The following is a 25,017-nucleotide window of genomic DNA, read 5'->3' on the forward strand; positions in this document are numbered from 1 at the left end:
CGGAACCCCTAACGCTCGGCGCGCCCTCGCCTCGACAACTCGACTCCATCCCCGCACAATGTCCCTGCGAACCCGGATCCGCGACCGGCTGACCGACGGCGACGACAGGCTCCCGATCGGGCTCACGCTGCTCTGCGCGGCGATCGCCGCCACTCTCGTGTTCCCGCTCGCGTGGCTCGTCATCGAGGCGGTCGCCGTCGAGCGCGAGCGCGCCGTGGACCTCCTCTTCAGCGCCGGGACCGCCGACGTGCTCGTCAACAGCCTCCTCCTGATGGCCGGCGTCACGGCGGCGTCGATCCTGATCGGCGTCCCGCTCGCGTACCTCACCGCCCGGACCGACCTCCCGTTCCGCCGCTTCTGGTCGGTCGCGGCCGCCCTCCCGCTCGTCGTGCCGAGCTACGTCGGCGCCTTCTCGTTCGTCTCCGCGTTCGGGCCGCAGGGGGAGTTCCACGAGGTGCTTGCCCCGCTGGGCGTCGAGCGCGTCCCGGAGGTCTCGGGCCTCTCCGGGTCGATCCTCGTCATCACGCTGTACACGTACCCGTACGTCTACCTGACGACCCGGGCCGCGCTGCTGTCGTTCGACACGACTCTCTTAGAGGCCGCCCGGACGCTGAACCACGGCCGGATCGCGGCGTTCCGGCGCGTGACGCTCCCGACGATCCGGCCCGCGATCGCCGCGGGCTCGCTGCTCGCCGCGCTGTACGCGGTCTCGGACTTCGGTACCCCGTCGATTATGCGGCTCCCGGTGTTCACCCGGCAGATATACGTCGAGTACAACGCGTTCGGCCGCGACTACGCCGCGCTGCTCTCCCTCCAGCTGCTCGTCGTGGTGGTCCTCGTGCTCGCCTTAGAGTGGGCGGTCCGCTCGGACCGGGAGACGAGCGGCGACGACGCGGGCCGGACCGAAGACCGCGTGTCGCTCGGGCGGTGGCGGTGGCCGGCGACGCTGCTCCCCGCCGGCGTGTCCGCGTTCGCGCTCTTAGTGCCGCTGTGGATCCTCGGGCTGTGGCTGGTCAACTCGGAGGCCGGGCGTCGACCCTCGCTCGCGTTCGAGCCGATACAGGTGCTCAACTCGGTGTCGGTCTCGGCGGCCGCCGCGGTCGTCGCCGCGCTCGCCGCGATCCCCATCGCGTACTTCGCCGCGAACCACGACTCGCCGCTTGCCGTCGTCTTCGAGCGCGCGACGTACGTCGGCTTCGCGGTGCCCGGCATCGTGTTAGCGCTCGCGTTAGTGTACTTCGGCTCCGGGTACGTGCCGTGGATCTACCAGACGCTGCCGCTACTGATCTTCGCGTACGTCGTCCGGTTCCTCCCGCAGGCGGTGGGCTCCACCCGGACGTCGATCCTCCAGGTCGACCGACGGCTCGTCGAGGCCGGGCGCACGCTCGGCGAGTCGCCGACCGGCGCGTTCCGCCGCGTCACGTTCCCGCTCACCCGGTCCGGGATCGTCGCCGGGGCCGCGCTCGTGTTCCTCACGACGATGAAGGAGCTCCCCGTCACCCTCGTCCTCCGCCCGTCCGGCTTCGACACGATCGTCACCCAGATCTGGCGCGCGCAGTCGACCGCGCTCTACCAGTACGCGGTCGTGCCGACGCTCATCTTACTCCTCATCTCCGGGCTCTCGATGGTCGTCATCCTCACGCAGGAGGGCGGCGAAGAGGGGCTGTGAGGGACGACGGCGACCGGACTCGCGATACTGTTGTGAAATAAACACAATCCCGCTCTCGCGGACCGATGCGGGGCCCTTCAGTCCGCGGTGGACGTCTGCTGTTGCCGCGTCACGCGGAGCGAGGTGACCGTCGTGTAGAGGACCGCGAACGCGACGACGACCGCCGCGCCGATGACGAGCACTAATCCGATCAGTTCGAGCGTCGGGTTACCGAGGTACGAGCCCACTTCGCCGATGCCTACGGCGATGGAGCCGACCAGCAGCATCCCGCCGAAGTACACCTTGATCTCGTCGGAGTCGACGACGGCGGTCGCAGCCGAGCCGACGCGCGCGCCCAGCGCGCTCCCGAACAGCAGCGGGGCGACGATACCGAGGTTCACGCCGCCGCCCTGTCCGTAGAGGTAGCTCCCGAGCCCGCCGGAGAAGACGATCTCGAAGAGGTCGGTCCCGACCGCGACGGGCACCGGGACGCCGATCGCGTAGATCATCGCGGGCATCCGGATGAACCCGCCGCCGACGCCGAGGAATCCGGACAGGACGCCGGTCGAGAAGGCGACGGCCGTGATGACCCACACGGAGACGCTGACGTCGCCGCGGAGCGTCACCATCGGCGGGATCCGGACGGTCCGTTGGATCTTCTTCGCGATCTCGGGGATCTCGTACTCGTCGAGGTCCTTGTCGGCGGCCTCGTGGTCGACGCCGCCCCCGCCGTCGCCCTTGAGGGCGTCGCGGGTGACCATCGCCCCGACGCCGCCGAGCAGGACGACGTAGGCGACGCTGATGACGCCGCCGGCGAGTCCCATCGATTCGAGGTAGTAGACGCTGGCGCGGCCGGCCTCGATGCCGATGGTCGTCCCCGTAATCATGATCACGCCGAGCTTGTAGTCGACCTGCCCGAGGTCGTGGTGTTTCAGCGTCGCGATGACGGCCGTCCCGAAGACGAACGCCATCCCGCTCCCGACCGCGACGGGCGCCGGGTAGTCCAACATGAGCAGGGCCGGCGTGACGAGGAACGACCCCCCCATGCCGAAGAACCCGAACAGGACGCCGACGACGAGGCCGAACCCGGCGAACAGGGCGAGCATCTCGGGGCTCGTCCCCAGGAATCCGGGCCCGCTGAGGAGGCTACCGAGCACTCGCGTCACCCCCGACGATGAGGTCCATTAGGTACGGCCCGACGAGCCGTTCGAGGCCGCCGTACCCGATGTACAGCACGAACGCTTCGAGGAGGATCGCGCCGATAAGCAGGGCCGTCTCCGGGTCCCAGCTCGGGATCTCTAGTCCTGCCATCGACTCACCCTCCGACTTCCGAACGCGGAAATTCGCTTTTGGCACATTTCTGCTCACTCTCCCCTACCCGCTTCGTGCCTATAACGGTTTTGGGCTGGCTGTACAATACTATATTCCGGTAACCTCGGCCGGAGTACCGATAACTTACGGAGAGGTTTTCGCGCTCGGCGGCCCCGTGCGTCGTCCGCGTTGCGGTCGCCCCACGTCTTCGGCCGCCCGCCTCCGGCCGCCCGCCTTTCGAGTCGAGCGCAACCGTGTTGTCGCCGCCCGCCCAAGGCGTCGACATGCGGGCCCTGTGCGCGACCGACCTGTCGGCCGCCAGCGAGGCGACGATAGAGAACGAGACCTGCCTCGACTGCTTGGGCCGTATCGGCGTTCGGACGATCCACCTCGTCACGGTCGTTCCGGCGAACGTCCACACCGGGACCCCCGGCGTCGACTTCGAGGCGCGCCGGCGGCGCGGACTCGACAGGTACCGAGCGGTGATCGAGGCCGCGGGGTTCGACGTCGAGACGCACGTCGTCCGCGGGACGCCGCACCGCCGTCTCAACGACATCGCCGAGACCGTCCACGCCGACCTCTCGGTCGTCGGGTCGCGGGGACGGAGCCCGCTGGAGAACCGGGTCGTCGGCTCGACCGCGCGCAACCTCGCGCGGACCACCGTCGTCCCGCTGTTAGTCAACCGCGTCGAGCGGGCGGTCGACGACCCAGACGTCCGCCGCGAGCACCTCTTTCGGCGGATACTCTTCGCGACGGACTTCTCCGAGCACGCCGCCCGCGCGTTCGACGCGTTCTCGTACCTCCGTCACGCGACCGACGAGGCGACGCTCGTCCACGTCCGCTCGCCGAAAGACGAGGGCGCGGGCGGCGACGCCGGCACCGGTCCGGCCGAGCGGCTGGCCGAGCGGGCGCGCACGCTGGAGGAGTGGGGGATCGAGACGCGGACCGAGGTCCGCCGCGGCGACCCCGCCGAGGAGATCCTCGCCGCCGAGGCGGCGGTCACGCCGTCGACGGTCCTCGTCGGCTCGAAGGGCCGGAGCCGCGTCCGGCGGCTCCTGCTGGGCAGCGTCTCCGGGGAGATCGTCGCGCGGGCGACGGGGAACGTCTTCCTCGTCCCGCCGCCCCGAGCGACTTAAAAAAGCAGGCGTCTCGATGGGCAGATCGTCACGCCGCGGTGACGCGATCGCTGCCGTGGCGGCTACTTCGGTAGCTCTCCTACAGTTTATTTATAAATGGATACCGGTGAGTCGCCTGCGAACACCGCTACAGCCCCAGCCGCTCGTTTATAAATCGTTACTGACGGCTCGGTGACGGACACCGCCAAAGCCCCAGTCGCTCGCTCATAAATTATCAGTGACGAATCAGCAGGGAACTCCTCCAAAGCCCCAGCCGCGAGGACTCGCGCGACTCGCTGTGCGCTTCACTCGGTCGCTCACTGCGCTCGCTCCCTCGTTCCAGTGCTTGCGTCGTCGTGCTTCGTCCTCGCGACAGCGTGGCGCTACGCGCCACGGGCAACCGGCGGCTCCGCCGCCGGTGACTGCCCCTTTGAGTCCCGCCCCACACAGCACCGCGACCGCCGGAAGACGGTCCTGCTCGCTCGCTTCGCTCGCTGCGCGAGCTGCGACTTCCGTGCTCCCGCTCGCTCCCTCCGGTCGCTCGCGGGACCGCACCTCACGCCTCCCCAGCCTCGTCGGTCGGCGTTTAAAACGCCGACCGACTCCCTCGCGCGTGCTGTCTCGCGGCCGCCGAGGGCGGCCGCTCGCAGGCACGCGCCGCTGCTACCGCTTCGGGTATTTATAAAGAAACGGCGCCGCGGCGTGGCTCGCTTATAAAGCGAGCGCCGCGACGGCGTACGCGAGCGCGAACGAGACGGCGAACGAGCCGGCCCACGCCCCCACGGTCGTCAGGATCTTCTCGGCGTCCACCGCGTCGCGGCCGCCGACGGCCGCGCCGCTCCCGATGATCGCGCTGACGACGATCTCGTTGAACGAGACCGGCACCCCGAGCAGCACCGCGAGCTGCGCGATCAGGAACGACGGGACGAGCGCGGAGATGGAGCGCCGCGGCCCGAGCGAGGAGTAGTCCTGCGAGAGCGACTTGATCATCCGCGGCGCGCCGGTCCACGAGCCGACCAGCATCCCGAACCCGCCGCCGACGAGGACGGCGGTCGTCGACACCATCCCCACCTCGTCGAGCAGCGGGAGCAGCGGCCCGACCGCTAACCCGACCTGACTCCCGCCCGCGGAGAAGGCGACGAGCGACCCGAGCGCCAGCAGCACGCGCCGCAGCCCGCCCGCTTCGTCGCGGCTCACGTCCCACCAGACGACGGTCGCGATCGCCAGCGCGGCGAGCCCGGTGATCGCGGCCGCCGACGCGAGGCCGTCGACCGAGAGGGTCCGCTGCGCGAGTCCGCTGACGGTCCCCGGCGCGGCCCCCTCGCCGAGGAAGCTGAACCGGACGTTCACGAGGACGGCGCCGACGAGGCCGGCGAGAACCGGGACGCTGTACCGCTCGGCGACCCCGGGTCGCGGGAGGACCGAGGCGATTCCGAAGGCGATGCCGCCGCCGACGAACGGCGTCAGCAGCCAGACGGCGCCGATCTGCTGGTACTTCGCCCAGACCGGCGTCCCGCCGAGCGCGAGGCCGACGCCGATGACGGCGCCGGTCACGGTGAACGCGGTCGCGATAGGGATCCCGGTGACGATGCCGACCGCCATCAGCCCCGCGCCCAGCAAGAGCACGAGGATGACGCCGGCGACGGGCAGACTGATGCCGCCGACGAGGCCGCTGCCGACGGCCTCCGAGACGTTGCCGCCCTGCGTGACGGCGCCGACGAAGCCGAAGACGCCGACCAGGAGGGCGGCCCGCATCGTCCCGATGGCGTTCGCGCCGACGGCGGGGGCAAACGGGGTCGCGCCGCTCGACCCGGCGCCGATCACCCACGCCATGAACAGGCTGGCGAGCGCCGCGCCGACGAAGAGGGCGATGAGAGCGGGGTCCATGGAGGAGGCGTGTCAGTCCGCGCCCGCCGGGGCGGCGTCGCGGGTCTCGCTCCGGCTCCGCCAGTACCCCTGCGCGTACGCGCCGACGAACATGCCGCCGAGCGCCCAGAGGATGGTGACGTTGCCGACCCCGAGGCTCGCGTACGCCGCGCCCGGGCAGATCCCCGAGAGCCCCCAGCCGACGCCGAAGACGGCGCCGCCGACGAGAACGTTCCGGTCGAACGGTTTCAGCCGGCGCTCGTACGGGCTCCCCGTGAGGGGCGCGGTGTCTCGGATCCGCGGCAGCAGCGCGAACGCGATCCCGGAGACGATCGCGGCCCCGAACATCACGAACGGGAGGCCGAGGTCCTCGAACAGCAGGAAGTTCACCACGACCTCCGGCCGCGCCATGTGGCTGAACCCGAGCCCGAACCCGAAGATCAGCCCGCCGACGAACACCAGCGGCTTGAACAGGGGATGACGGTCGTCGCTCACGTGTCGCTCCCTCCGGTCGCTCCCGTTCGCGCAGTTCGAGACGCGCGCCGCTCACGGCTCACGTCCGTTCGCCGTTCGCTCCCCGAGGCGCTCACTCCGTTCGCGCCTCGGTCCGCTCGCGTCTCGCGCATTACGGACTCACCCCCAACGCGGCGACGACCTGTGCGGTCCCGATCGCCACGGTCAGGAACGTCGCGACGCCGACCAGCGACGTCTTCGACGCCGAGCCGACGCCGCAGACGCCGTGTCCGGACGTACACCCCTTCCCGACGCGGGTCCCGATACCGACCAAGATCCCGCCGAGGAACAGCCGCCACGGCTGGATGTCCGTCGTCCACAGCGTCACGCCGGCGACTTCGTAGAGCTGACCGGTCGTTCCGGGCTCGTACAGCGAGGTCGTGACCACGCCGGACTGGACCGTCGCGGCGAACGCGAGCGCGCCCAGGATGATCCCGGCCGTGAACACGAGCCGCCAGTCCCGCGAGCCGACGTACTGCTGGAACCGCGACTGGTCGGAGACGTACGACAGCGTCGACTCCAGGAACGTGCTCGCCCCGGCCGGAATGCCGGTCCCGACGTAGATGACGACGGTCCCGAGGCCGACGAGCAGCCCGCCGACGGCGTACCGGCTGATCCCGTTGGGGAACAGCTCGGCGACGGCCTGAAGCAGTACTGGGTCAGCAACCATCGGCGTCGTCAGTCACCCGCGAGCGAGTCTTGGCTGGCGGCGCAGTTGTTCGGCCCGAGCTCGAGGGTGAACGCCTCCTCGTCGTCGACGGCGTTCTGCCCGAGGTTCGTCGCGATGATGTCCTCGTAGTTGGCCGGGCGCGGCGGCATATCCGAGAGGATCAGCTCGACGAAGTCGTCCTCCTCCATGGTGAGCGCGTCCATCTCCGCGACGAGCTCGCCGATCGGCGCCGTGTAGGTGCCGTCGTCGGCCGGGACGGCCGCGTCGCTGAAGTGCGCGCCGCCGATCAGGGTGTCGTCGGGCAGCGTCAGCACCCGCTCCTGAAGCGACTCGTACAGCATGCGCGCGGCGTCGGGGGCGCCGTCGTCGCCCTCTTCGAGGTCGGGTCGGGCGACGCTCTCGATGAACAGTCCGTCGCCGGTCGCGAGGAGGCTCTCGTCGACGAGGTAGGAGGTCATCCCGGTCGTGTGGCCGGGCGTGTAGACGGTCTCGATCGCCGCGTCGCCGACTTCGAAGGTGTCGCCGTCTTCGGCCGTGGTCAGCTCGTCGGCGTAGGTGACGCCGCGGTCGACGGCGGCGTCGGGGATGACGCCCTCCACGCCTTCGGCGTCGAGGTCGCGCACGCCCGAGATGTGGTCGGCGTGGACGTGCGTGTCGATGGCGTACGTCAGGTCGACGCCGAGGTCGTCGGCGTCGTCGAGGTAGCGGTCGGTGAAGGCCCGGAGCGGGTCGATGATCGCGGCCTCCCCGTCGTCGTAGAGGAGGTAGCCGAGACAGCCCGACGAGGGGCGCTGGTACTGGAGGAGCGTGCCGGCGCCGTCGTAGCGGTCGACCTCGACGGCCTCGTAGATGCTCGCCCAGCCGTTCATCCCGTCTTCGAGGTGGTCGACGTCATAGCCGCGCTCCGCGAGCGTGCCCGCGACGTACTCGCTGGCGCCGCCCTTCGCGCAGAGGACGGTCACCTCGCGGTCGTCGGGAATCCGATCGAGGACGTCGTCGTCGACCTCGTCCTCGAGGAACTCGAAGTACGGGACGTTGATCGACGTGACGTTCTCGCCGTCGATGCGCCACTCGTCGTAATCCGACTGCATGCGCGTGTCGAGGATCGTGACGTCCTCGCCCGCGTCGATTCGGTCTTTGAGCGATTCCGGGTCGACGGAGTCGACATCGACGTCCGGAGTCGGGAAGTCGTCGGCATTCATGTTTCGCACTCAGTTCTACCGGGTCGACGCACAAAAGCATTTTCATAGTATTTCCTATTTCAAACAATACTACGGGGAGCGATCTTCGTCCGGTGGCCCCCTCGTGTCCCCGAAGGCGGGTTATAATCCGTCTAAACCGGTTTGGCTTTATACAGTAGTCGGCGATCTTCACAAGAATCGACAATCTTTTACTGTGCTGGGAGGTATTGTGCGCTAGCTCCAATACAGACAACCGGAGCAGATATCCCATGAGTGCCGAATTCGACATCGCGGAGACGCTTGACGTGAAAGGCGCATCGTGCCCCATGCCAGTGGTGAAGACGAAGTCCGCCATCGACGACCTCGCCGCGGGCGAGGTCCTCGAGGTGGTGGCGACGGACCCCGGTAGCATGAGCGACATCGACGGCTGGGCCGACGGCACCGAGGGCGTCGAGCTCGTCGACCAGACGGAGGGCGACGACGTGTACAACCACTACGTCCGCAAGACGGAGTAACGATGAGCACGGACACACCCGACGCGTCGGCCGGGGAGGGGCAGACCGAGGACGCGTCGCCCGAGGACGTGCCGGCCGACGAGGCGCCCTCGCGCGCGGAGCTGGCCGCGCGCGTCGACGAGCTTGAGGAGGCGCTCGCCGAGGCCACCGACGAAGACGGCGGCAAGAAGATGAGCATCATCGCCACGAAGGGGACGCTGGACATGGCGTACCCGCCGCTCATCCTCGCCAGCACCGCGGCCGCGTTCGGCTACGAGGTGACCGTCTTCACCACCTTCTGGGGGCTCGACATGCTCCACGAGGAGCGGTCGAAGAACCTCCAGCTCAGCTCCGTCGGGAACCCCAACATGCCCGTCCCCAACGCCGTCGCCGCGCTCCCCGGGATGGACCGCGTCACGACGAAGATGATGGAAAAGCGGATCACGGACAACGACACCGCCACGATCGAGGAACTCCTCGAGACGAGCCTGGAGATGGGCGTGGAGTTCCAGGCCTGTCAGATGACCATCGAGCTGATGGACTACGACGAGGACGACTTCTACGACGGCGTCACCACCGGCGTCGGCGCCGCGACCGCCATTCAGGACATGGCCGAGGCGGACATCCAGCTGCTGGTCTGACCGCCGTCGACCAAACTCCGGTTCCGATTTCTGAACCTCCGTTCTCCCACTACAACTCCCTAGCGGTTCACTCGCGGCCGGACCGCTCGCGGCCGATCGCGCTCGCCACTGCGAGCAGGTAGCCTAACCCGTACTGGACCTCCGGGTCGCGCACGCCGCGGAGCAGCCCGACGGCGCCGACCCGTTCGGGCGACTCGCTTTCCGCCTCGCCGACGCCCTTCAGCAGCGTCTCGACGCCGTCGCGGGTGTCGTCGTCGGCCGCGGTCTGTGCCACCTCGCCGAGCGCGGCGCCGGTCCCGGCCAGCGACGCGACCATCTCGTCGTCGAGGGCCGCGGTCGCCAGCGACCCGACCTCGGCGATCTCGGCCAGCTCGTCGAGCGTGCCGCTCCGCTGGAGCTCGAGCAGCGTGTCGAGCGCCTCCCGCAGCTCGTCGCCGTTCTCGCCGACCGCCTCGGCGAGCGCCACGGTCTCGTCGGTCGCGAGGCCGTCGGCGGACTCCGCGAGCGTCGACCCCGTGGCCGAGAGCTCGCGGACCATCTCGTCGTCGAGCGCGCTCTCGCCCAAGGAGAGCACGTCCAGCAGCTCGTTGACCGCGTCGAGCCGCTCGACGAACGCGGCGACGGCCTCCGGGTTCTCCGCGATCACCGCTTCGAGGTCGGCCGACTCGGAGGGTTCCGTCTCGGACATGGTCAGAGCAGCCCCCGCGCGGTGAGCCAGTATGACTCGTTGTACGCCAGCTTCGACCAGTGGAGCTTCTCCGAGGGCGGCGCGGGCGACGGCGGGTTCTCGTAGTCGAACTCGACGAACGAAGCCGAATCCATCCCGGTCTCGATGAAGCACAGGGTCTTGCCGTCGTACGTCGCCGTCGCCGGCCGACCGCGGATCTCGCTCGCGAGGCGCTGGCCGACGACGCCGGCCTGGTAGTGCGCCACGCTACCCGCGTTCGGGACGCCGGTGTCGGCGGTGTCGCCGAGCGCGTACACGTTCTCTGCCGCTTCGGCTTCGAGCGTGTGCTTGTCGACGTCGACCCAGCCGTCGTCGCCGAGCCCGGCCTCCTCGATCAGGTCGACGCCGCCGTGGGGCGGGATCGACACGAGGAGGTCGTAGTCGAGCTCGGTCCCCTCCATCGACGTGATCGTCTCCGCGTCGGGGTCGACCGACTCGGCGTTGAAGAACGTCTCCACGTTGATGTCGCGCTCCTCCATGATGGGACGGGCCCACTCGGCGATGTGGGGGTTCCCGTGAACGCGCTGGATCGGGTACGTGTAGGTGACCTCGACGTCCTCGCGCAGACCGCGCTCGCGGAACCAGTCGTCGACCATGAAGACGAACTCCAGCGGCGCCGCCGGACACATGTGCGGCGTCCCGATGACGCTCAACACGATCTCGCCCTCGGTGAACTCCAGCAGCTCCTCGCGCAGGGCGGTCGCGCCCGACTCGCTGTAGTAGTCGTGTCCGCCCTCCGCGAGGCCGGGGATCTGCTCGGGCTTCAGCGTCGACCCGGTCGCCAAGACGAGGTGGTCGTACTCCATCGGCGCTCCGCCGCCGTCGAACCGGAGCCGCCGGGCGTCGGTGTCGACCTCGGACACGCGGTCGATCCGGAGGTCGACCGCGTCGTCGACGAGCTCGTCGAGCGCGCGGCGACCGTCCGCCGGCTCGCGCTGGCCGAACGGCACGTACAGCCAGACCGGCTTGTACACGTGCTCGGGACCGTCGTTGATCAGGGTGACCTCGACCTCGCCGGCGTCGAGCTCGGGTTCGAGCCGATCGGCGAGGTCGTTGGCGAGCACCGACCCGCCGGTCCCGCCGCCGAGGATGACGATTCGCTCGGTCATGCTTTCTCCACGTAGAACGCGTTGTGGTCGTCGAGCTCCTCGACGGCGAGCAGCTCGTTGCCGGCCTCCTCGGCCCACTCGGGGACGTCGGTGAGCGACCCGTCGCTGTCACTCAGGAGTCGCACGACGTCCCCGGACTCGGCGCCTCGGATCGCTCCGATGAGGTCCATCAGGGGGCCGGGACACGCTGCGCCTCTGGCGTCGACGGTGTCGTCGGGTTCGATGTCGGTCATGGCGGTCTCACACGCGACAGTTACCGGGGTGGCCTATTAGACTTGTGTGAGTATTCCACTATTCTAATAATCTGATCGCTCGGTGTACACAGGTCGGCCGCGACCGAGCGCGAGGGCCGTCCGCGGGCTACCGTCGGAACACGACCGCGTAATGGTACGGCGGCAGCTCGATCCGCCAGTCGAGTTCGAACGCCGCGGCTCGCGTGACGGCTTCCGCCGTCTCCTCGGGGGTCATCCGTAGCTCCGTCGGGGGCCCCCGAGGCTCGTCGCCGACAGTCGTCTCCTCGCGCGGGCGGTCGTACCAGTTGACGACGATCAGGCTCCCGCCGGGCTCGATCGCGTCGAACGCCTCCGCGACGAACTCGGCGCGGTCGTCGACGCCGTGGAAGGTGTTCGCCACCACGAGCGCGTCGACCCGTTCCGGGAGGAGCTCGGTCAGGTTTCGGGCGTCGCCGTGAACCGGGACGACGTTCTCGATAGCCTGTTTCTCGGCGAGCGCGTCGAGTTCGTCGAGCAGCGCCTCGTCTAAGTCGACCGCGTACACGGGCGCGGGCTCGACGATCCGGGCGGCCGGAAGCGCGAAGTAGCCGCTCCCGCAGCCGACCTCGGCGACCGACTGACCGGCCCCGATCCCGAGGTCTCGGAGCGTCGCGCCCGGCGTCGGCCAGAGCTTCCCCCACCAGTCCCAGTCGGGCTGGCCGGTGTTCTGAAACCGCTCCATCGTCAGCGGGCGTCGGACGCGTCGGCGCTCGGGGGACGGTACGGGAGTCGGCGTCGGTCGCCTCTGACGTCCGCCGAGTCGGACCCCTCACCTTCGCGGGCCCGCCCGTTCGCCGTCGTAGTATTGTTCCGCATACCCACGAGTGGAACGGCCGCTTACCTATATCTTTCTCAGCCGCGCCGGATCGGCTGCGAGGCGCTCACTCTCCCGTTCGCGGACCGCTATCGGCCGGTCTCGGCGCTCCACGCCGCCGGTAGCCGGGCGTAGACGACCGCGTTGTCGACGAGCGCGTCGACCGGGACGTACTCGTCCGTGGCGTGGAGCGTGTCGGTCCCGAGCGCGAACTCGACGGTCGAGATCCCGGCGTTCCGGAGCTTCTTGGCGTCGCCACCGCCCGTGGCGCTCCGCCTGAAGACCCGGTCCCCCGTCACGGCCGTCGCCGTCGACGCGACGGCCTCGACGAGCGGGCCGTCCGGGTCCTCCGCGGTGCCGATGCTCCAGGAGACGTCGGCGACCGTGATCCCCTCGCAGTCGGCGACGCACTCGCGGATCCCCGCGAGCACGTCGGGCGTGTGGACGCCGGCGGTGAGCCGCACGTCGAGTTCGGCACGCGCCGACTGAGGCACGGCGTTCACCGCGTCGCCGCCCTCGAAGACGCCGAGGTTGATCGACGGGTACCGGAACAGGTCCCGCGCGGTTGCCTCGCCCATCGACGGGGCGTAGTACTCGATCGACTCCTCGACGATCGGTTCCATCTCGGCGTCGATGTCGAGCCGCTCGGAACCGAACCGCCGGCGCAACCGCTTGACGGCGTCGTAGAGCCGGTCAACGGCGTTGACGCCGAGCGTCGGCCGGGAGCCGTGCGCCGCCTCGCCCGCCGCGTCGAGCGTCAGCCAGATGCTGCCCCGGTCCGCGACCGTGACGGAGTGGCGCCCCTCCTCGCAGGTCGGCTCGCCGATCACGCACGCGTCCGCGTCGAGCGCTCCCGCGTCGAGCAGCGCCGGGAGCCCGGCGTCGCCGCCGACCTCCTCGTCGCTCACGAACGCGAACAGCAGGTCGACGGGCGGCTCCGTGTCGGTCGCCGCGAAGGCCCGGACCGCGAACAGCAGCGACGCCACGGCGCCCTTCATGTCGGTCGCCCCCCGGCCGTAGACCCGACCGTCGGCGCGTTCGCCGAGCGGGTCGCGCGTCCACGCGTCGGCATCGAATGGCACGGTGTCGAGGTGTCCGTTGTACAGCAGCGTGCGGTTGGACGCTCCCGGGACCCGCACGAGCAGGTTCGGCTTCGCCGGGTCGACGGCGAACCGCTCGACCTCGACCGGGAGCGGGTCGAGGTACCGCTCGATCGCCGCGACGATCTCGCGCGTGTCGCCAGGCGGATTCGACGTGTCGACCGCGAGCAGATCGAGGGCCAGCGAGACCAGCGCCTCGCGGTTGGCCCGCACGTACTCGGCGGGAGCGTCGTCGCCGGCCGTCGTCGGTCGGGCCGTTCCCGTGTCGTCGACCATAGTGTCCCGTTCGGTCCCCAACGATTTATTTATTTGTATATTTTGTACAATACCGCGGCACGAGCGGGGGGCCGTACACGCGTCAGGGGTCGGGTCGAATCGGGCCATCCCCGCGTTCCTCCGTCTCGCGGCCGTACCGGTCTTCGAACTCCTGAATGAGCTGTCCGACGGTCGCGTACCAACTGTTGAGCAGCCGCTGCATCTCGCGAGCGGTCTCCTCGGAGGTCCGCGGTCGGTACACGTAGTAGTACCCGCCCTGGTCGTAGTTCTCCTGCCGTTGGACAACGACGTCGGCGTCGACGAGCCGCGAAATCGACCGGTACGCCGTCGACCGCTCGCAGTTCAGTCGGTCCGCCACGTCGTCCACGGTGAGGGCCCCGTCCGTCTGGTGGAGCTCCTGAAAAACCCTCTGGTCCCGCTCGTTGAGTCCGTGAACGCACTCTAAGAGGTCCAGACACTCCAGGTCGCGTTCGAGGTCCTCGCGCACTGAACCGGACGTCATATCGAACAGTAGGGCGGCAGAGCGGGTTAAAGTTGTTCCCGCATAGCACAATACTGCCGCGGCCGGAGGCCGCGCGGTCGATGCCCAGCTGGCCGCGTCTCCGCTCTCTCCGCGTGCCATCCGAAGAGCCTTTGTTACGTAGGCCCAAGACAGTACACGAATGACGCTTCCCATCGACCCGACGCAGATCGATCCGGACGACATCGGCGAACAGCAGGCCACCCTCGAAATGGACCACGAGGAGGCGATCGAACACGTCCGCGAGGTGTTCACCGACGCCGGCTTCGGCGTCCCCGTCGAGTTCTCGCCGTCCGAGATGCTCAACGAGAAGGTCGACGCGGGTCGTGACCCCTACTACGTGCTGGGCGCGTGTAACCCCGAGGTCGCCGACCGCGCGCTCGACGCGAGCGACAACAAGCTCGGCGCGCTGATGCCGTGTAACGTCGTGGTCTGGGAGGAGGAACCCGGCGTCCAGCGCGTCTACCACGTCTCTATCATGCGCATCGCCCGGCTCGTGGGGATGACGCCGGACGACGACGTGATGGCGGACATCGTCGCCGACACCGGCGAAATCGTCGACGAGGCGTTCGAGAACCTGTAGTCGGGCTCTGTCTCTGTTCCCGTCCCGATTCCACACCTACTTACCCGCGACCGCCGACGGACCGGTATGAACCTCGCCGATTCGCGCGTCCTCGTCACCGGGGGTGCCGGCCTCGTCGGAAGCCACCTCGCAGCGAGCCTGCTCGACCGCGGCGCGACCGTTCGCGTCGCCGACGACCTCTCGAAGGGGACCCGCGACCGAGTGGCCGACGGCGCCGAGTTCGTCGAGGCGGACGTGACCGACCCCGACGACGTCGCCCGCGCGGTCACCGACGACCTCGACGTCGTCTTCCACTTCGCGGCGTACACCGACACGAACTACGACGACGACCGCGAGCTGTTCGAGGAGAACACCGCGATGACGTACAACGTCTTAGAGCGGATGCGCGAGGTCGGCGTCGACCGCTTCGCGTTCACCTCCTCGTCGACGGTGTACGGCGAAGCGCCGCGCCCGACGGCCGAGGACTACGGCCCGCTCGAACCCATCTCGATCTACGGCTCCGCGAAGCTCGCGGACGAGGCGCTCATCTCGACGTTCGCGCACTCCTACGGGGTCCAGTCGTGGGTGTTCCGCTTCGCGAACATCGTCGGCCCGCGCCAGCGCGGCAACGTGATCCCCGACTTCATCGAGAAGTTGGATGACGATCCGACCGAGCTGGAGATTCTCGGCGACGGCCGGCAGGAGAAGTCGTACATGCACGTCTCCGAGTGCGTCGACGCGATCCAGCACGTCGTCGAGCACGCGGACGACGCGTACAACGTGTACAACCTCGGCACGCGGACGACCACCTCCGTCACCGATATCGCCGACATCGTGAGCGACGAGCTGGGCGTCGACCCGGAGTACACCTACACCGGCGGCGACCGCGGCTGGACCGGCGACGTGCCGAAGATGCGCCTGTCGATCGAGAAGCTCGCGGATCTCGGTTGGGAGCCGTCGATCGAGAGCGACGAGGCCGTGCGGCGCAGCGCGCGTGAACTGATCGACGAGATCGTTTCATAGGATACGCTCACGCTGTCGGCTTTTCTATGGGAGGGCCTTCCGAAGGCTTAGTCGCTTATTTATAAATAATCGGCTCTGTTAACATCCTCAATAAGTGATCTATTCTGCCCCCAGTAGCGGTCAATACAGGGGACTCACGGAACGCTCAGTACAGAGGGCCCATACAGCATTCGAAACGGGGTTTCACGTCAGTTCGCACGAAGCAGCCAGTTAGCGGCGAGACTTACGCATCGCTATTGGGATCAGGCGGATCATTAGTGATGTCGAACGATCCCGTCTCTACCGTCTCATCAACGTCCCCTTCAATAGTCATCTCATATGAGATATCTCTGACCGGATCTCCAACGGGAAGATCCATTCCACTGAGCCGGACACTCACCGAAGCGTAATTAGTGCCGGGATCTGGCACCAATTTGATCGAAATTGTCCCTTCATCAATTGATAGGCTGTCAAGAGTCGCACCTACCGCCCTCGATTCATTCGATGGACCCCTTTTGTTCAATGGCTCGATTACTGACTCTCCAATTGTTCCGTATTTATCAAGTACTGAGATATCTATCTTGATTACTACCTCGTCAGCTTCTGGGGTCAGCCACTCGATATCGAGATTCTGGTGGCTCCCACGATAGGCATCGATTGGGCTTGGGCACAATGTTGGTGAGAGCAACTGAGGGTCTACAAGTGTGAACTCTCCGTCCGTAGAACGGGTGAACCCGCACTTGCTCCCGCTTTGAGGACCGCCGAAAGTGCCATGGGTAATCTCAACATGGTCCTCAGGGGATTGAACATCATACTGAATTTCAGTTACTGGTTCGACATTTGTGAACTGATAGCCCGTCAGCTTCAACGCGATCGGGTCTGTCTCCGACACGTCTTCCGACGTTAGTATCAAAAGCTCAATTACTCCGTCAGTGATGTCTACGCTATCGACATTATTATTGTAGGCATCCGAAGGTCCTAATCCGTATTTCCCTTGCGTGGTTTCTACAGAGAGATCTTCCATGTTTACTCCATACTGCTCTAACGTGGAAACGTCTATCCTGATGTGATGCTCCTGATTCTCATCAGGTAGTTGCCTTCCCATCAGGTTGCTGGGATGTATGAATACCTCGAAGAGCTGTTCGGTATCGAAGCCAACTCTGATATTCTCCGCAACAACGCTCACATCAACCCACGGCTTATCCTCATTTTCTCTTAGTGGGAGGTTCAGACAGCCAGAACTGGCCGTAGTAAGAGAGATACATCCTGTAGCGATGAGATCTCGACGTTTCACGCGGAAACAGTGTCAACAGATATGTATAGGCTTTCTGTGAATCTATTGCTCAGTATTCTCATTTAGGTCCTAGTGTCTCGGATTGGTGGGATTCTAGCCGGTCAATTCGCACTTTAAGCGACCAGACATTTCAGATAAAATGTGTCTAAAGATTAGGGCCTCAACAGAGCCAAATAATCGTCTGTAGACCGGCGGTGAATGCCTCCAAAGCCCCAGCCGTGAGGACAGCGCACGCTCGTTGCGCGCTTCAGTCGCTCGCGGTGCTCGCTCCCTCCAGTGCTTACGTCGCCTGCGCTGTCCTCACGGCTGCCCCTTTGAGTCCCGCCCCGCACAGCACCGCAGCCTCACGCCTCCCCAGCCTCGTCAGTCGCCTCCGCTTCGCTCCGGCGACTGACTCCCTCGCGCGTGCTCCTCGCGGCCGCCGATGGCGGCCGCTCGCAGGCACGCGCCACCGCGGTTCGTAGAGTCTCACGTTTCGCCCCACCGATTTCCCGTCTTCCGTTTCGAGCCGCTTCGGAAGGGCCTTTTAACCCGCCCGTCGAACGGACGGTATGTTCAGGCAGTTCCGGTCGGAGGTCGAGGCGGCGCTCGCGGACGCGCTCGGCTCGCTCGACCTCCCGACCGACGACCTCGGTATCGAACGCCCGCCCGACGACATGGACGCGACGCTCGCCTCCAGCGTCGCCTTCCGGCTCGCGGGCGAGGTCGGCGACGCGCCGCCGAACGTCGCAGCGACGGTCGCCGAGGCGGTGTCGGTCGCGGACGCCGACTACATTGCGAGCGTCGACACCGCGGGGCCGTACGTCAACTTCCACGCGAACGAGCGCTACCTCGCGGACACGCTCGATTCGGCCGCCGTCGACGCCGACTACGGCGCGCTCCCCGACCGCGACGCGTCGGTCGTCGTCGAGCACACCAGCGCGAACCCGACCGGCCCGGTCCACGTCGGCCGCGCGCGCAACCCCATCGTCGGCGACGCCGTCGCGAACCTCATGGAGTACGCGGGCTACGACGTCGACCGCCACTACTACGTCAACGACGCCGGCCGGCAGATGGCGGTGTTCACGTGGGCGTACGAGCGGTTCGACGAGGCCGACCTCGACGCCGAGCCCGCGCGCGACCGCGCGGAGTACGACCTCGTGCGCTACTACCGGAAGGGGAACGCCTTCCTCGAAGAGGCCGACGCCGACGCGGTCGAGGCCGCGGAGGCGGAGATTCAGGACATCCTCCAGGGGCTCGAAGCCGGCGACGAGGCGACGTACGAGCGCGTCGGCGAGGTCGTCGACGCCGTCCTCGGCGGGATGAAGGAGTGTCTCGCCCGCCTCCCGGCCGAGTTCGACGAGTTCGTCAAGGAGACGCGGTTCATGCGCGACGGCTCGACCGACGATATCGCCGCGCGGCTCAAGGAGACCGATCAGGCCGTCTACGAGGAGGACGCCTGGCAGTTAGAGCTCGACGAGTGGGGGATCGACAAGAACCTCGTCTTCCTGCGCTCGGACGACACGAGCCTCTACACCACCCGCGACCTGGCCCACCACGAGTGGAAGTTCGCGAACTACGACCGCGCCGTCACCGTCCTCGGCGAGGACCACAAGCTCCAGGCCGACCAGCTCGACGCGACCCTCGAGCTGCTCGGCAACGACACAGACCGGCTCGGCCACGTCATCTACTCGTACGTCAACCTCCCCGACGGGAAGATGTCAACCCGGAAGGGAACCGGCGTGATGCTCGACGACCTCCTCGACGAGGCGATCGACCGCGCCCGCGACGCCGTCGAGTCCCGGATGGACGACCGGATCCGCGGCGACGACCTCACCGACGAGGACGTCGAGCGCATCGCCCACCAGGTGGGGATCGGCGCGGTCCGGTACGACATCGTCTCGAAGCAGCCCGCGAAGGCGATCACCTTCGAGTGGGAGGACGCGCTCGACTTCGAGGCGCAGTCGGCCCCGTTCGTCCAGTACGTCCACGCGCGCTGCGCCGGGATCCTCGACGAGGCCGCGGCCGAGGGCGTCGACGTGCCTGGCGTGACCGCCGACGCCGACGGGCGTGTCGACCCCGACGCGCTCGACGTGGACGCGAGCGCTCTCGAAACCGAGGAAGCCCGCGAGCTCCTCCGTGAGGTCGCCAGATTCCCCGCAGCGATCGAGGCGGCGGCGGACGACCTCGAACCGCACACGATCGCGACGTTCACCCGCGAGTTCGCCGACGCGTACAACGCCTTCTACCGCGAGTGCCCGGTCGTGACCGCCGAGACCGACGAGCTGCGCGACGCTCGCGTCGCGGTCGTCGCGGCCGCGAAGCACACGATGGCGAACGCGCTCGACGTGCTGGGCGTCGAGGCGCCGGAGTCGATGTAGGATCGGGGCTGTCGAGTTCGGCCTTCTTCGGGCGTTGATCGAAGATTGGCGATGAACACGTCCAAAGCTCCAGTCGCTCGCTTATAAATAGTTAATCGCAGATCGGTGGAGAGTGTCTCCAAAGCCCCAGTCGCGAGGCGGGCGCACGCTCGCTGCGCGCTTCACTCGGTCGCTCACTTCGTTCGCTCCCTCGTTCCAGTGCTTACGTCGCCTGCGCCCGCCTCGCGACTGCCCTTTTGAATCCCACCCCGAACCGCACAGCACCGCAGCCTCACGCCTCCCCAGCCTCGTCGGTGGTCTTCCGCTTCGCTCCAGACCACCGACTCCCTCGCGCGTGCTCCTCGCGGCCGCCGGGGGCGGCCGCTCGCAGGCACGCGCCACCGCAGTCCATTTATAAACAAACGCGCGTTCGACGACCCGTGCGACCCGCTATCGACGCGGCGGCCGGGAGGTCAAAGCTTACTTACACGCACGCGACCGTATTTCAGACAATGAGTAGCGACGCACAGGAGGCGAACGAGGACCGCCGGAAGTACGAGTTCCGCAAGGTCATCGAGGAGCTCAAAGACTACGAGGGCTCCGGCACCCAGCTCGTCACCATCTACATCCCCGAGGACAAGCAGATCTCCGACGTGGTGGCCCACGTCACCCAAGAGCACAGCGAGGCGTCCAACATCAAGTCGAAGCAGACCCGGACCGCCGTTCAGGACGCGCTCACGTCGATCAAGGACCGACTGCGCTACTACGACACGTTCCCGCCCGACAACGGGATCGTGATCTTCTCGGGCGCGATCGACAGCGGCGGCGGCCAGACGGACATGGTCACGCGGACGCTGGAGTCGCCCCCGCAGCCCGTCGAGTCGTTCCGGTACCACTGCGACTCGGAGTTCCTCACCGAGCCGCTCGAACACATGCTCGAAGACTCCGGGCTGTTCGGGCTCATCGTCTTGGACCGCCGCGAGGCGAACGTCGGCTGGCTGAAGGGGAAACGCGTCGAGCCCGTCAAGTCCGCCTCCTCGCTCGTCCCCGGCAAACAGCGGAAGGGTGGCCAGTCCGCCCAGCGGTTCGCCCGCCTCCGGCTCGAAGCGATCGACAACTTCTACCAGGAGGTCGCGGGAATGGCCAACGACCTGTTCGTCGACAAGCGCCACGAGCTCGACGGCATCCTCGTCGGCGGCCCCTCGCCGACGAAAGACGAGTTCCTCGACGGCGACTACCTCCACCACGAGCTCCAGGACAAGGTGCTGGGCAAGTTCGACGTCGCCTACACCGACGAGTCCGGGCTGAAGGACCTCGTCGACGCGGGCCAGGAGGCGCTTGCCGACCAGGAGATCGTCCAGGACAAAAACGACATGGAGGAGTTCTTCGAGAAGCTCAACACCGGGCAGGAAGCCACCTACGGGTTCGAACAGACCCGTCGGAACCTGATCATGGGCTCCGTCGACCGGCTGCTCATCTCCGAGGACCTCCGCTCCGACGTCGTCGTCTACGAGTGCCCGAACGGCCACGAGGAGTACGAGGTGGTCGACGCCCGCCACTCGACGCCGGACCACGAGTGTAGCGAGTGCGGCGAGGCGGCCGACGTCGAGGAGCGCGAGGACGTCATCGAACACCTGATGGCCATCGCGGAGCAGCGCGGCACCGAGACGCGGTTCATCTCTACCGACTTCGAGAAGGGCGAGCAGCTGCTCGACGCGTTCGGTGGTATCGCCGGTATTCTGCGCTACTCCACCGGTGTCTAAGACCGAGAATCCGCTCCGCGACCGTTTACCGTTTTTTACTGCTGCTCCGGTTCGACCGGCTCCGGAGCGATCTCTAAGCACGCGCAGGCGTCGGACTCGGGGTCGAAGCAGTCCGGGCACTCCGGCTGGCGGTCGATGATCGTGTCGAGCCGCTCCGCCACCGTGTCGTCGATGACGGCCTCCAGCTCGCGGGCCTCCGCCTGGAAGTCCTCGACCGCGAGGACGTTCGCGAGGAACCGCTCGATGATACAGTAGGTCTGGAGGGCGTCTCGCGCACGGACGATGCCGTCGTCGGTCAACGTGACGCCCTTGTACTTCTCGTGTTCGGCGAGCCCCCGCTCTTCGAGCTTGCCGATCATCTCGTTGGCGCTGGCCGGGCTGACGCCGAGCGAGTCGGCGATCGACCCGGTCGAGGCGGGGCCGTCTTCGCTGTCCTGTACGACGTATATCGTCTTGAGGTACTGATCTGCGGTGTTCACGGCTGTCCTCCGTCGGCGCTCGTCGGCGACTCGTCTGCCCGGTTCATCGGCGCTCCATGACCTCCGTGACCTCGCGTACTCCCTCGGCCTCCTCGTCGCGGATCGTCGTCAGGGTGGCGAGCAGCTCCTCGCGGTCGATCGAGAACGTCGCCTCGGAGTCCTCGATCGCCTCGATGAGGTCGTCGTAGAACTTGTACGCCGTCTCCTCGTTGCACAGCTGGTCGTACAGCACGTCGTCGAAGTCCTCCGGCCGCGTCCGCCCGTAGCGGGCGTCGACCAGCGACTCGATCTCGTCGAACGGGACGCTGTCGACGCCGAGCCCCTCGATCAGCGCCTCCAGCCGCTGGCGGTGGTCGGCGGACTCCTCGGCGGCGTCCGCGAGCAGCCGTTCCACCTCCTCGTCGAGCTCGGCGTCTAACTGCTGGTAGTGGCGGTGCGTTCGCGCTTCGACGACCTCCTCGAGCACGATTCCGATCTGGAGCAGCCGCGCGAGCTGGTCGTCGGAGGCGACCCGCTGGCTCACGCTCACCGCGACCACCCGAGACGGCGCGATACGCGGGTTCGCATACCTCCGACTCGGGCGTCGTCGGTCTTAAGAGATTCCCCTCGCGCGCCGGTCGCTCCGCGGGCGTGCTGGATAAAAAACCGATCCGCGAAGACGGCCTACTGAAGCCGTTCCAAGACGAGCTCCTCGACGTCGTCGCGGAACTCGTCGACCGCGATCTCTTCGAGGACCGGCACGAAGAAGCCCTCGACGAGCATGTTCCGGGCCGTCCGCGAGTCGATCGAGCGGCTCTCGAGGTAGAACAGGTCCTCGGCGTCGACCTGCCCGACCGTCGCGGAGTGGGAGGCCTCGGTGTCGTGGTTGTGGATGATCAGCTTCGGCGACGCGTCGGCCTCGGCGTCGTCCGACAGCATCAGCGTGTTCTCGCGTTGGTAGCTGGAGGTGTTCCACGCGTCCTCGCCGACGTCCTGAACACCCTCGTAGACGGAGCGGGCGACGTCGTCGAGCACGCCGCGGGTGACCAGGTCGGCGGTCGTCTGCTCGGCCTGGTGCCACACGCGGGCGTTGATGTCGAAGTGCTGGTCGTCCGTGCCGAAGAACGTCCCGACGATCTGGCTCTCGGAGCCGTCGCCGTTGAGCTCGGTCTCGATGTCCGAGCGGGTGAGCTTCGAGCCGAAGTTGCTCTCGATCCAGTCGACCGTCGCGTACGTGTCCGTCACGCCGCGCTTCAGCGAGTAGGTGTACGCGTCGTCGTCCAGGTTCTGGAGCGAGCCGAACTGGACGTTCGCGTTCTCGCCCGCGACGACCTCGACGAGGTTCGAGAAGTACCGGTCGTCGGCGACCTCGGCGTCACCCGTCTCGATCGATTCGAGGATCGTCACCGACGACGACTCTTCGGCCACGACGAGCGTCTGGCTGAACAGCGAGCGGGAGTTCATCTCCGCGCGCACCGTCACGTCCTCGACGTCGACGCCCTCGGGGACGTAGACGAACGTGCCGGTCGTGAACAGCGCGACGGAAAGCGCCGTGAGGTAGTTGTGTTCGGGGTCGAGGACGGAGCCGAAGTTCGCCTCGATGACGTCGCCGTACTCGGCGAGCGCCTCGGTGAACGGGAGGACGACGACCTCGTCGTCGCCCGCGGTCCGCTCGGTCTCGTCGGCCTGGTTCAGCGGGTCGACGAGCGCCTCGAAGTCCAGCGCCTCCAGGTCGGTCCAGCGGCGGCCGGGCGTCTGGATGACGTCGGGCAGATCGGCGGTCTCTAACGCCGACAGCGCGTTCAAACGGGTCTCGAGGAGCCACTCGGGCTCGTCGCGTTCGTCGGCGATGCGTCGTACCGTGTCCTCCGAGAGGCTCTCGATTTGCTTCGTGCTCATGTTATCCGAGCGAACCCTCCATCTCCAGCTCGACGAGCCGGTTCAGCTCGACGGCGTACTCGATCGGCAGCTCCTCCGTGATCGGCTCGATGAACCCGGAGACGATCATCTGTTTCGCGTCGTCGTCGTCGAGACCGCGCGACTGGAGGTAGAAGATGTCCTCGTCGCCGATCTTCCCGACGGTCGCCTCGTGGGCGACGTCGACCTTCGACTCGTTGATCTCCATGTACGGCATCGTGTCCGACGTGGACTCGTTGTCGAACATCAGCGCGTCGCACTCCACGGCCGTCGAGGAGTTCTCGGCGCCGTCCGCGATGTGGACGAGGCCGCGGTAGTTCGTGCGGCCGCCGTCCTTCGCGATCGACTTCGACTCGACGGTCGACTTCGTGTCCGGCGCGTTGTGATACACCTTCGCGCCCGTGTCGATGTCCTGCCCCTCGCCCGCGAAGGCGATGGTGATGTGGTTGTCGGAGGCGCCGCGCCCCTTCAGGATCGTCGACGGGTACAGCATCGTCGCCTTCGACCCCATCGACCCGGATATCCACTCCATGCGCCCGCCCTTCTCGGCGATGGCGCGCTTCGTGTTCAGGTTGTACGTGTTCTTCGACCAGTTCTGGACGGTCGAGTACTGAACGTGGGCGTCCTCGCCGACGAACACTTCCACGCCGCCGGAGTGGAGGTTGAACGCCGAGTACTTCGGGGCGGAACAGCCCTCGATGTAGTGGACCTCGGAGCCCTCCTCCGCGATGATGAGCGTGTGCTCGAACTGGCCCATCCCCTCGCTATTCATCCGGAAGTACGCCTGGACCGGCATCTCCACGGTGGTGTTCTCCGGGACGTAGACGAACGAGCCGCCGGACCAGATGGCGCCGTGAAGCGCCGCGAACTTGTTGTCGCTCGGGGGGACGCACTTCGTCATGAAGTGCTCGCGGACGATCTCTTCGTGCTCCTGGACGGCCTTGTCCATGTCACAGAAGATGACGCCCTTCTCCTCCCACCGCTCCTGCATGTTCTGGTAGACGATCTCGGACTCGTACTGGGCGCCGACGCCCGAGAGCGCGTTCTTCTCGGCCTCCGGGATGCCCAGCTTGTCGAACGTGTCCTGGATCTCTTCCGGGAGGTCCTCCCAGCTGTCCGCGCCGCCGCGCTTGTCGATGTCCGGCCGGATGTACGGCACGATCTCGTTGATGTCGACCTCCGAGAGGTCCGGCTGGCCGGGCCAGTCGGTCGGCATCGGCATCTCCTGGAACTGCTCGAGCGCGCGCAGGCGCCGCTCTAACATCCATTCCGGTTCGTCTTTGTCCTCCGAGATGACGCGGACCGTCTCCTCGGTGAGGCCCTTTTCGCTCTTGAAGGCGGACTTCTCCTCCTTCTTGAACTCGAAGCGGGCCTCGGTGTCTGTCTCCTTGAGGTCGTCCTGTTGTGAACTCATAGTGTATTGTT

26 protein-coding genes are annotated in these 25,017 nt (G+C 67.1%); 8 read left to right on the top strand and 18 right to left on the bottom strand.

Features of this window, described 5'->3' with window-relative positions; translation table 11 throughout:
- The first annotated feature begins 58 nt into the window (after positions 1 to 58).
- Positions 59 to 1,669: an iron ABC transporter permease gene (locus B378_RS0100785; RefSeq protein ID WP_017341929.1), complete on the top strand. Its 1,611-nt coding sequence runs from the start codon at positions 59 to 61 to the stop codon at positions 1,667 to 1,669.
- Between the two features lie 77 nt (positions 1,670 to 1,746).
- Here the strand turns inward: B378_RS0100785 and B378_RS0100790 are convergent, their stop codons facing one another.
- Positions 1,747 to 2,805, bottom strand: a complete 1,059-nt coding sequence (locus B378_RS0100790; protein ID WP_004598677.1) for a sulfite exporter TauE/SafE family protein — start codon at positions 2,803 to 2,805, stop codon at positions 1,747 to 1,749.
- Positions 2,795 to 2,959, bottom strand: coding sequence for a hypothetical protein (locus tag B378_RS16945; protein ID WP_017341930.1), 165 nt, complete (start codon positions 2,957 to 2,959; stop codon positions 2,795 to 2,797). The genes B378_RS0100790 and B378_RS16945 overlap by 11 nt, the downstream gene beginning before the upstream one ends.
- Positions 2,960 to 3,243: 284 nt before the next feature.
- On the opposite strand from B378_RS16945, the gene B378_RS0100800 reads away from it, so the two are divergent.
- Positions 3,244 to 4,095, top strand: coding sequence for a universal stress protein (locus tag B378_RS0100800; protein WP_017341931.1), 852 nt, complete (start codon positions 3,244 to 3,246; stop codon positions 4,093 to 4,095).
- Between the two features lie 690 nt (positions 4,096 to 4,785).
- Here B378_RS0100800 and B378_RS0100805 read toward each other — a convergent pair.
- From B378_RS0100805 to B378_RS0100820, 4 genes are all read right to left on the bottom strand, one after another.
- Entirely contained in the window at positions 4,786 to 5,961 is a 1,176-nt protein-coding gene (locus tag B378_RS0100805; RefSeq protein ID WP_017341932.1) for an inorganic phosphate transporter, read from the bottom strand.
- A 12-nt stretch (positions 5,962 to 5,973) separates the two neighbouring features.
- Entirely contained in the window at positions 5,974 to 6,435 is a 462-nt protein-coding gene (locus tag B378_RS0100810) for a YeeE/YedE family protein (protein WP_026046106.1), read from the bottom strand.
- A 130-nt stretch (positions 6,436 to 6,565) separates the two neighbouring features.
- On the bottom strand, positions 6,566 to 7,123 hold the full coding sequence (locus B378_RS0100815; protein WP_017341934.1) for a YeeE/YedE family protein: 558 nt from the start codon (positions 7,121 to 7,123) through the stop codon (positions 6,566 to 6,568).
- An 8-nt stretch (positions 7,124 to 7,131) separates the two neighbouring features.
- Complete coding sequence (locus B378_RS0100820) at positions 7,132 to 8,325, bottom strand: MBL fold metallo-hydrolase (RefSeq protein WP_017341935.1); 1,194 nt, start codon at positions 8,323 to 8,325, stop codon at positions 7,132 to 7,134.
- 248 nt (positions 8,326 to 8,573) lie between these two features.
- On the opposite strand from B378_RS0100820, the gene B378_RS0100825 reads away from it, so the two are divergent.
- Both B378_RS0100825 and B378_RS0100830 read left to right on the top strand, forming a co-directional pair.
- Complete coding sequence (locus B378_RS0100825; RefSeq protein WP_026046107.1) at positions 8,574 to 8,819, top strand: sulfurtransferase TusA family protein; 246 nt, start codon at positions 8,574 to 8,576, stop codon at positions 8,817 to 8,819.
- Between the two features lie 2 nt (positions 8,820 to 8,821).
- Positions 8,822 to 9,439, top strand: a complete 618-nt coding sequence (locus B378_RS0100830; RefSeq protein WP_017341937.1) for a DsrE/DsrF/DrsH-like family protein — start codon at positions 8,822 to 8,824, stop codon at positions 9,437 to 9,439.
- Between the two features lie 67 nt (positions 9,440 to 9,506).
- On the opposite strand, the gene B378_RS0100835 is transcribed toward B378_RS0100830, so the two are convergent.
- The 7 genes from B378_RS0100835 to B378_RS0100860 all read right to left on the bottom strand — a co-directional run bounded on the left by B378_RS0100835 (position 9,507) and on the right by B378_RS0100860 (position 14,239).
- Complete coding sequence (locus B378_RS0100835) at positions 9,507 to 10,127, bottom strand: DUF1641 domain-containing protein (protein WP_017341938.1); 621 nt, start codon at positions 10,125 to 10,127, stop codon at positions 9,507 to 9,509.
- Between the two features lie 2 nt (positions 10,128 to 10,129).
- Positions 10,130 to 11,275, bottom strand: coding sequence for an NAD(P)/FAD-dependent oxidoreductase (locus B378_RS0100840; protein WP_017341939.1), 1,146 nt, complete (start codon positions 11,273 to 11,275; stop codon positions 10,130 to 10,132).
- Positions 11,272 to 11,508, bottom strand: a complete 237-nt coding sequence (locus B378_RS0100845) for a sulfurtransferase TusA family protein (RefSeq protein WP_017341940.1) — start codon at positions 11,506 to 11,508, stop codon at positions 11,272 to 11,274. The genes B378_RS0100840 and B378_RS0100845 overlap by 4 nt, the downstream gene beginning before the upstream one ends.
- A 127-nt stretch (positions 11,509 to 11,635) precedes the next feature.
- Positions 11,636 to 12,229: a class I SAM-dependent methyltransferase gene (locus B378_RS0100850; RefSeq protein ID WP_017341941.1), complete on the bottom strand. Its 594-nt coding sequence runs from the start codon at positions 12,227 to 12,229 to the stop codon at positions 11,636 to 11,638.
- Between the two features lie 2 nt (positions 12,230 to 12,231).
- Entirely contained in the window at positions 12,232 to 12,363 is a 132-nt protein-coding gene (locus tag B378_RS17370; protein ID WP_256364736.1) for a hypothetical protein, read from the bottom strand.
- Between the two features lie 87 nt (positions 12,364 to 12,450).
- Positions 12,451 to 13,737: a M20 family metallopeptidase gene (locus tag B378_RS0100855; protein WP_017341942.1), complete on the bottom strand. Its 1,287-nt coding sequence runs from the start codon at positions 13,735 to 13,737 to the stop codon at positions 12,451 to 12,453.
- 82 nt (positions 13,738 to 13,819) lie between these two features.
- Positions 13,820 to 14,239 (bottom strand): helix-turn-helix domain-containing protein, encoded by a 420-nt coding sequence (locus B378_RS0100860; RefSeq protein WP_017341943.1) that lies wholly within the window; start codon positions 14,237 to 14,239, stop codon positions 13,820 to 13,822.
- A 160-nt stretch (positions 14,240 to 14,399) separates the two neighbouring features.
- On the opposite strand from B378_RS0100860, the gene B378_RS0100865 reads away from it, so the two are divergent.
- Both B378_RS0100865 and B378_RS0100870 read left to right on the top strand, forming a co-directional pair.
- On the top strand, positions 14,400 to 14,840 hold the full coding sequence (locus tag B378_RS0100865; protein ID WP_017341944.1) for a DUF302 domain-containing protein: 441 nt from the start codon (positions 14,400 to 14,402) through the stop codon (positions 14,838 to 14,840).
- A gap of 66 nt (positions 14,841 to 14,906) precedes the next feature.
- Complete coding sequence (locus B378_RS0100870) at positions 14,907 to 15,842, top strand: NAD-dependent epimerase/dehydratase family protein (protein WP_017341945.1); 936 nt, start codon at positions 14,907 to 14,909, stop codon at positions 15,840 to 15,842.
- A gap of 223 nt (positions 15,843 to 16,065) precedes the next feature.
- On the opposite strand, the gene B378_RS16560 is transcribed toward B378_RS0100870, so the two are convergent.
- The gene (locus B378_RS16560; RefSeq protein WP_155118149.1) at positions 16,066 to 17,115 is read right to left on the bottom strand and encodes a hypothetical protein; all 1,050 of its coding nucleotides are present in this window, start codon (positions 17,113 to 17,115) and stop codon (positions 16,066 to 16,068) included.
- A gap of 551 nt (positions 17,116 to 17,666) precedes the next feature.
- Here B378_RS16560 and argS point away from each other — a divergent pair.
- Both argS and prf1 read left to right on the top strand, forming a co-directional pair.
- Positions 17,667 to 19,475 (top strand): arginine--tRNA ligase, encoded by a 1,809-nt coding sequence (gene argS / locus B378_RS0100875; RefSeq protein WP_017341946.1) that lies wholly within the window; start codon positions 17,667 to 17,669, stop codon positions 19,473 to 19,475.
- A 491-nt stretch (positions 19,476 to 19,966) separates the two neighbouring features.
- On the top strand, positions 19,967 to 21,217 hold the full coding sequence (gene prf1 / locus B378_RS0100880) for a peptide chain release factor aRF-1 (protein WP_017341947.1): 1,251 nt from the start codon (positions 19,967 to 19,969) through the stop codon (positions 21,215 to 21,217).
- Positions 21,218 to 21,252: 35 nt separating this feature from the next.
- Here the strand turns inward: prf1 and B378_RS0100885 are convergent, their stop codons facing one another.
- The 4 genes from B378_RS0100885 to sufB form a co-directional block, all read right to left on the bottom strand.
- Complete coding sequence (locus B378_RS0100885) at positions 21,253 to 21,696, bottom strand: metal-dependent transcriptional regulator (RefSeq protein WP_004598696.1); 444 nt, start codon at positions 21,694 to 21,696, stop codon at positions 21,253 to 21,255.
- A gap of 43 nt (positions 21,697 to 21,739) precedes the next feature.
- Positions 21,740 to 22,225 (bottom strand): ferritin family protein, encoded by a 486-nt coding sequence (locus tag B378_RS0100890; protein WP_026046109.1) that lies wholly within the window; start codon positions 22,223 to 22,225, stop codon positions 21,740 to 21,742.
- 134 nt (positions 22,226 to 22,359) lie between these two features.
- Positions 22,360 to 23,574, bottom strand: a complete 1,215-nt coding sequence (gene sufD / locus B378_RS0100895) for a Fe-S cluster assembly protein SufD (RefSeq protein ID WP_017341949.1) — start codon at positions 23,572 to 23,574, stop codon at positions 22,360 to 22,362.
- A 1-nt stretch (position 23,575) separates the two neighbouring features.
- Positions 23,576 to 25,006: a Fe-S cluster assembly protein SufB gene (gene sufB / locus B378_RS0100900; RefSeq protein WP_004598699.1), complete on the bottom strand. Its 1,431-nt coding sequence runs from the start codon at positions 25,004 to 25,006 to the stop codon at positions 23,576 to 23,578.
- Positions 25,007 to 25,017: the final 11 nt, after the last annotated feature.

The organism is Halorubrum sp. T3 (assembly GCF_000296615.1).
GTDB classification, from domain to species: Archaea; Halobacteriota; Halobacteria; order Halobacteriales; family Haloferacaceae; genus Halorubrum; species Halorubrum ruber.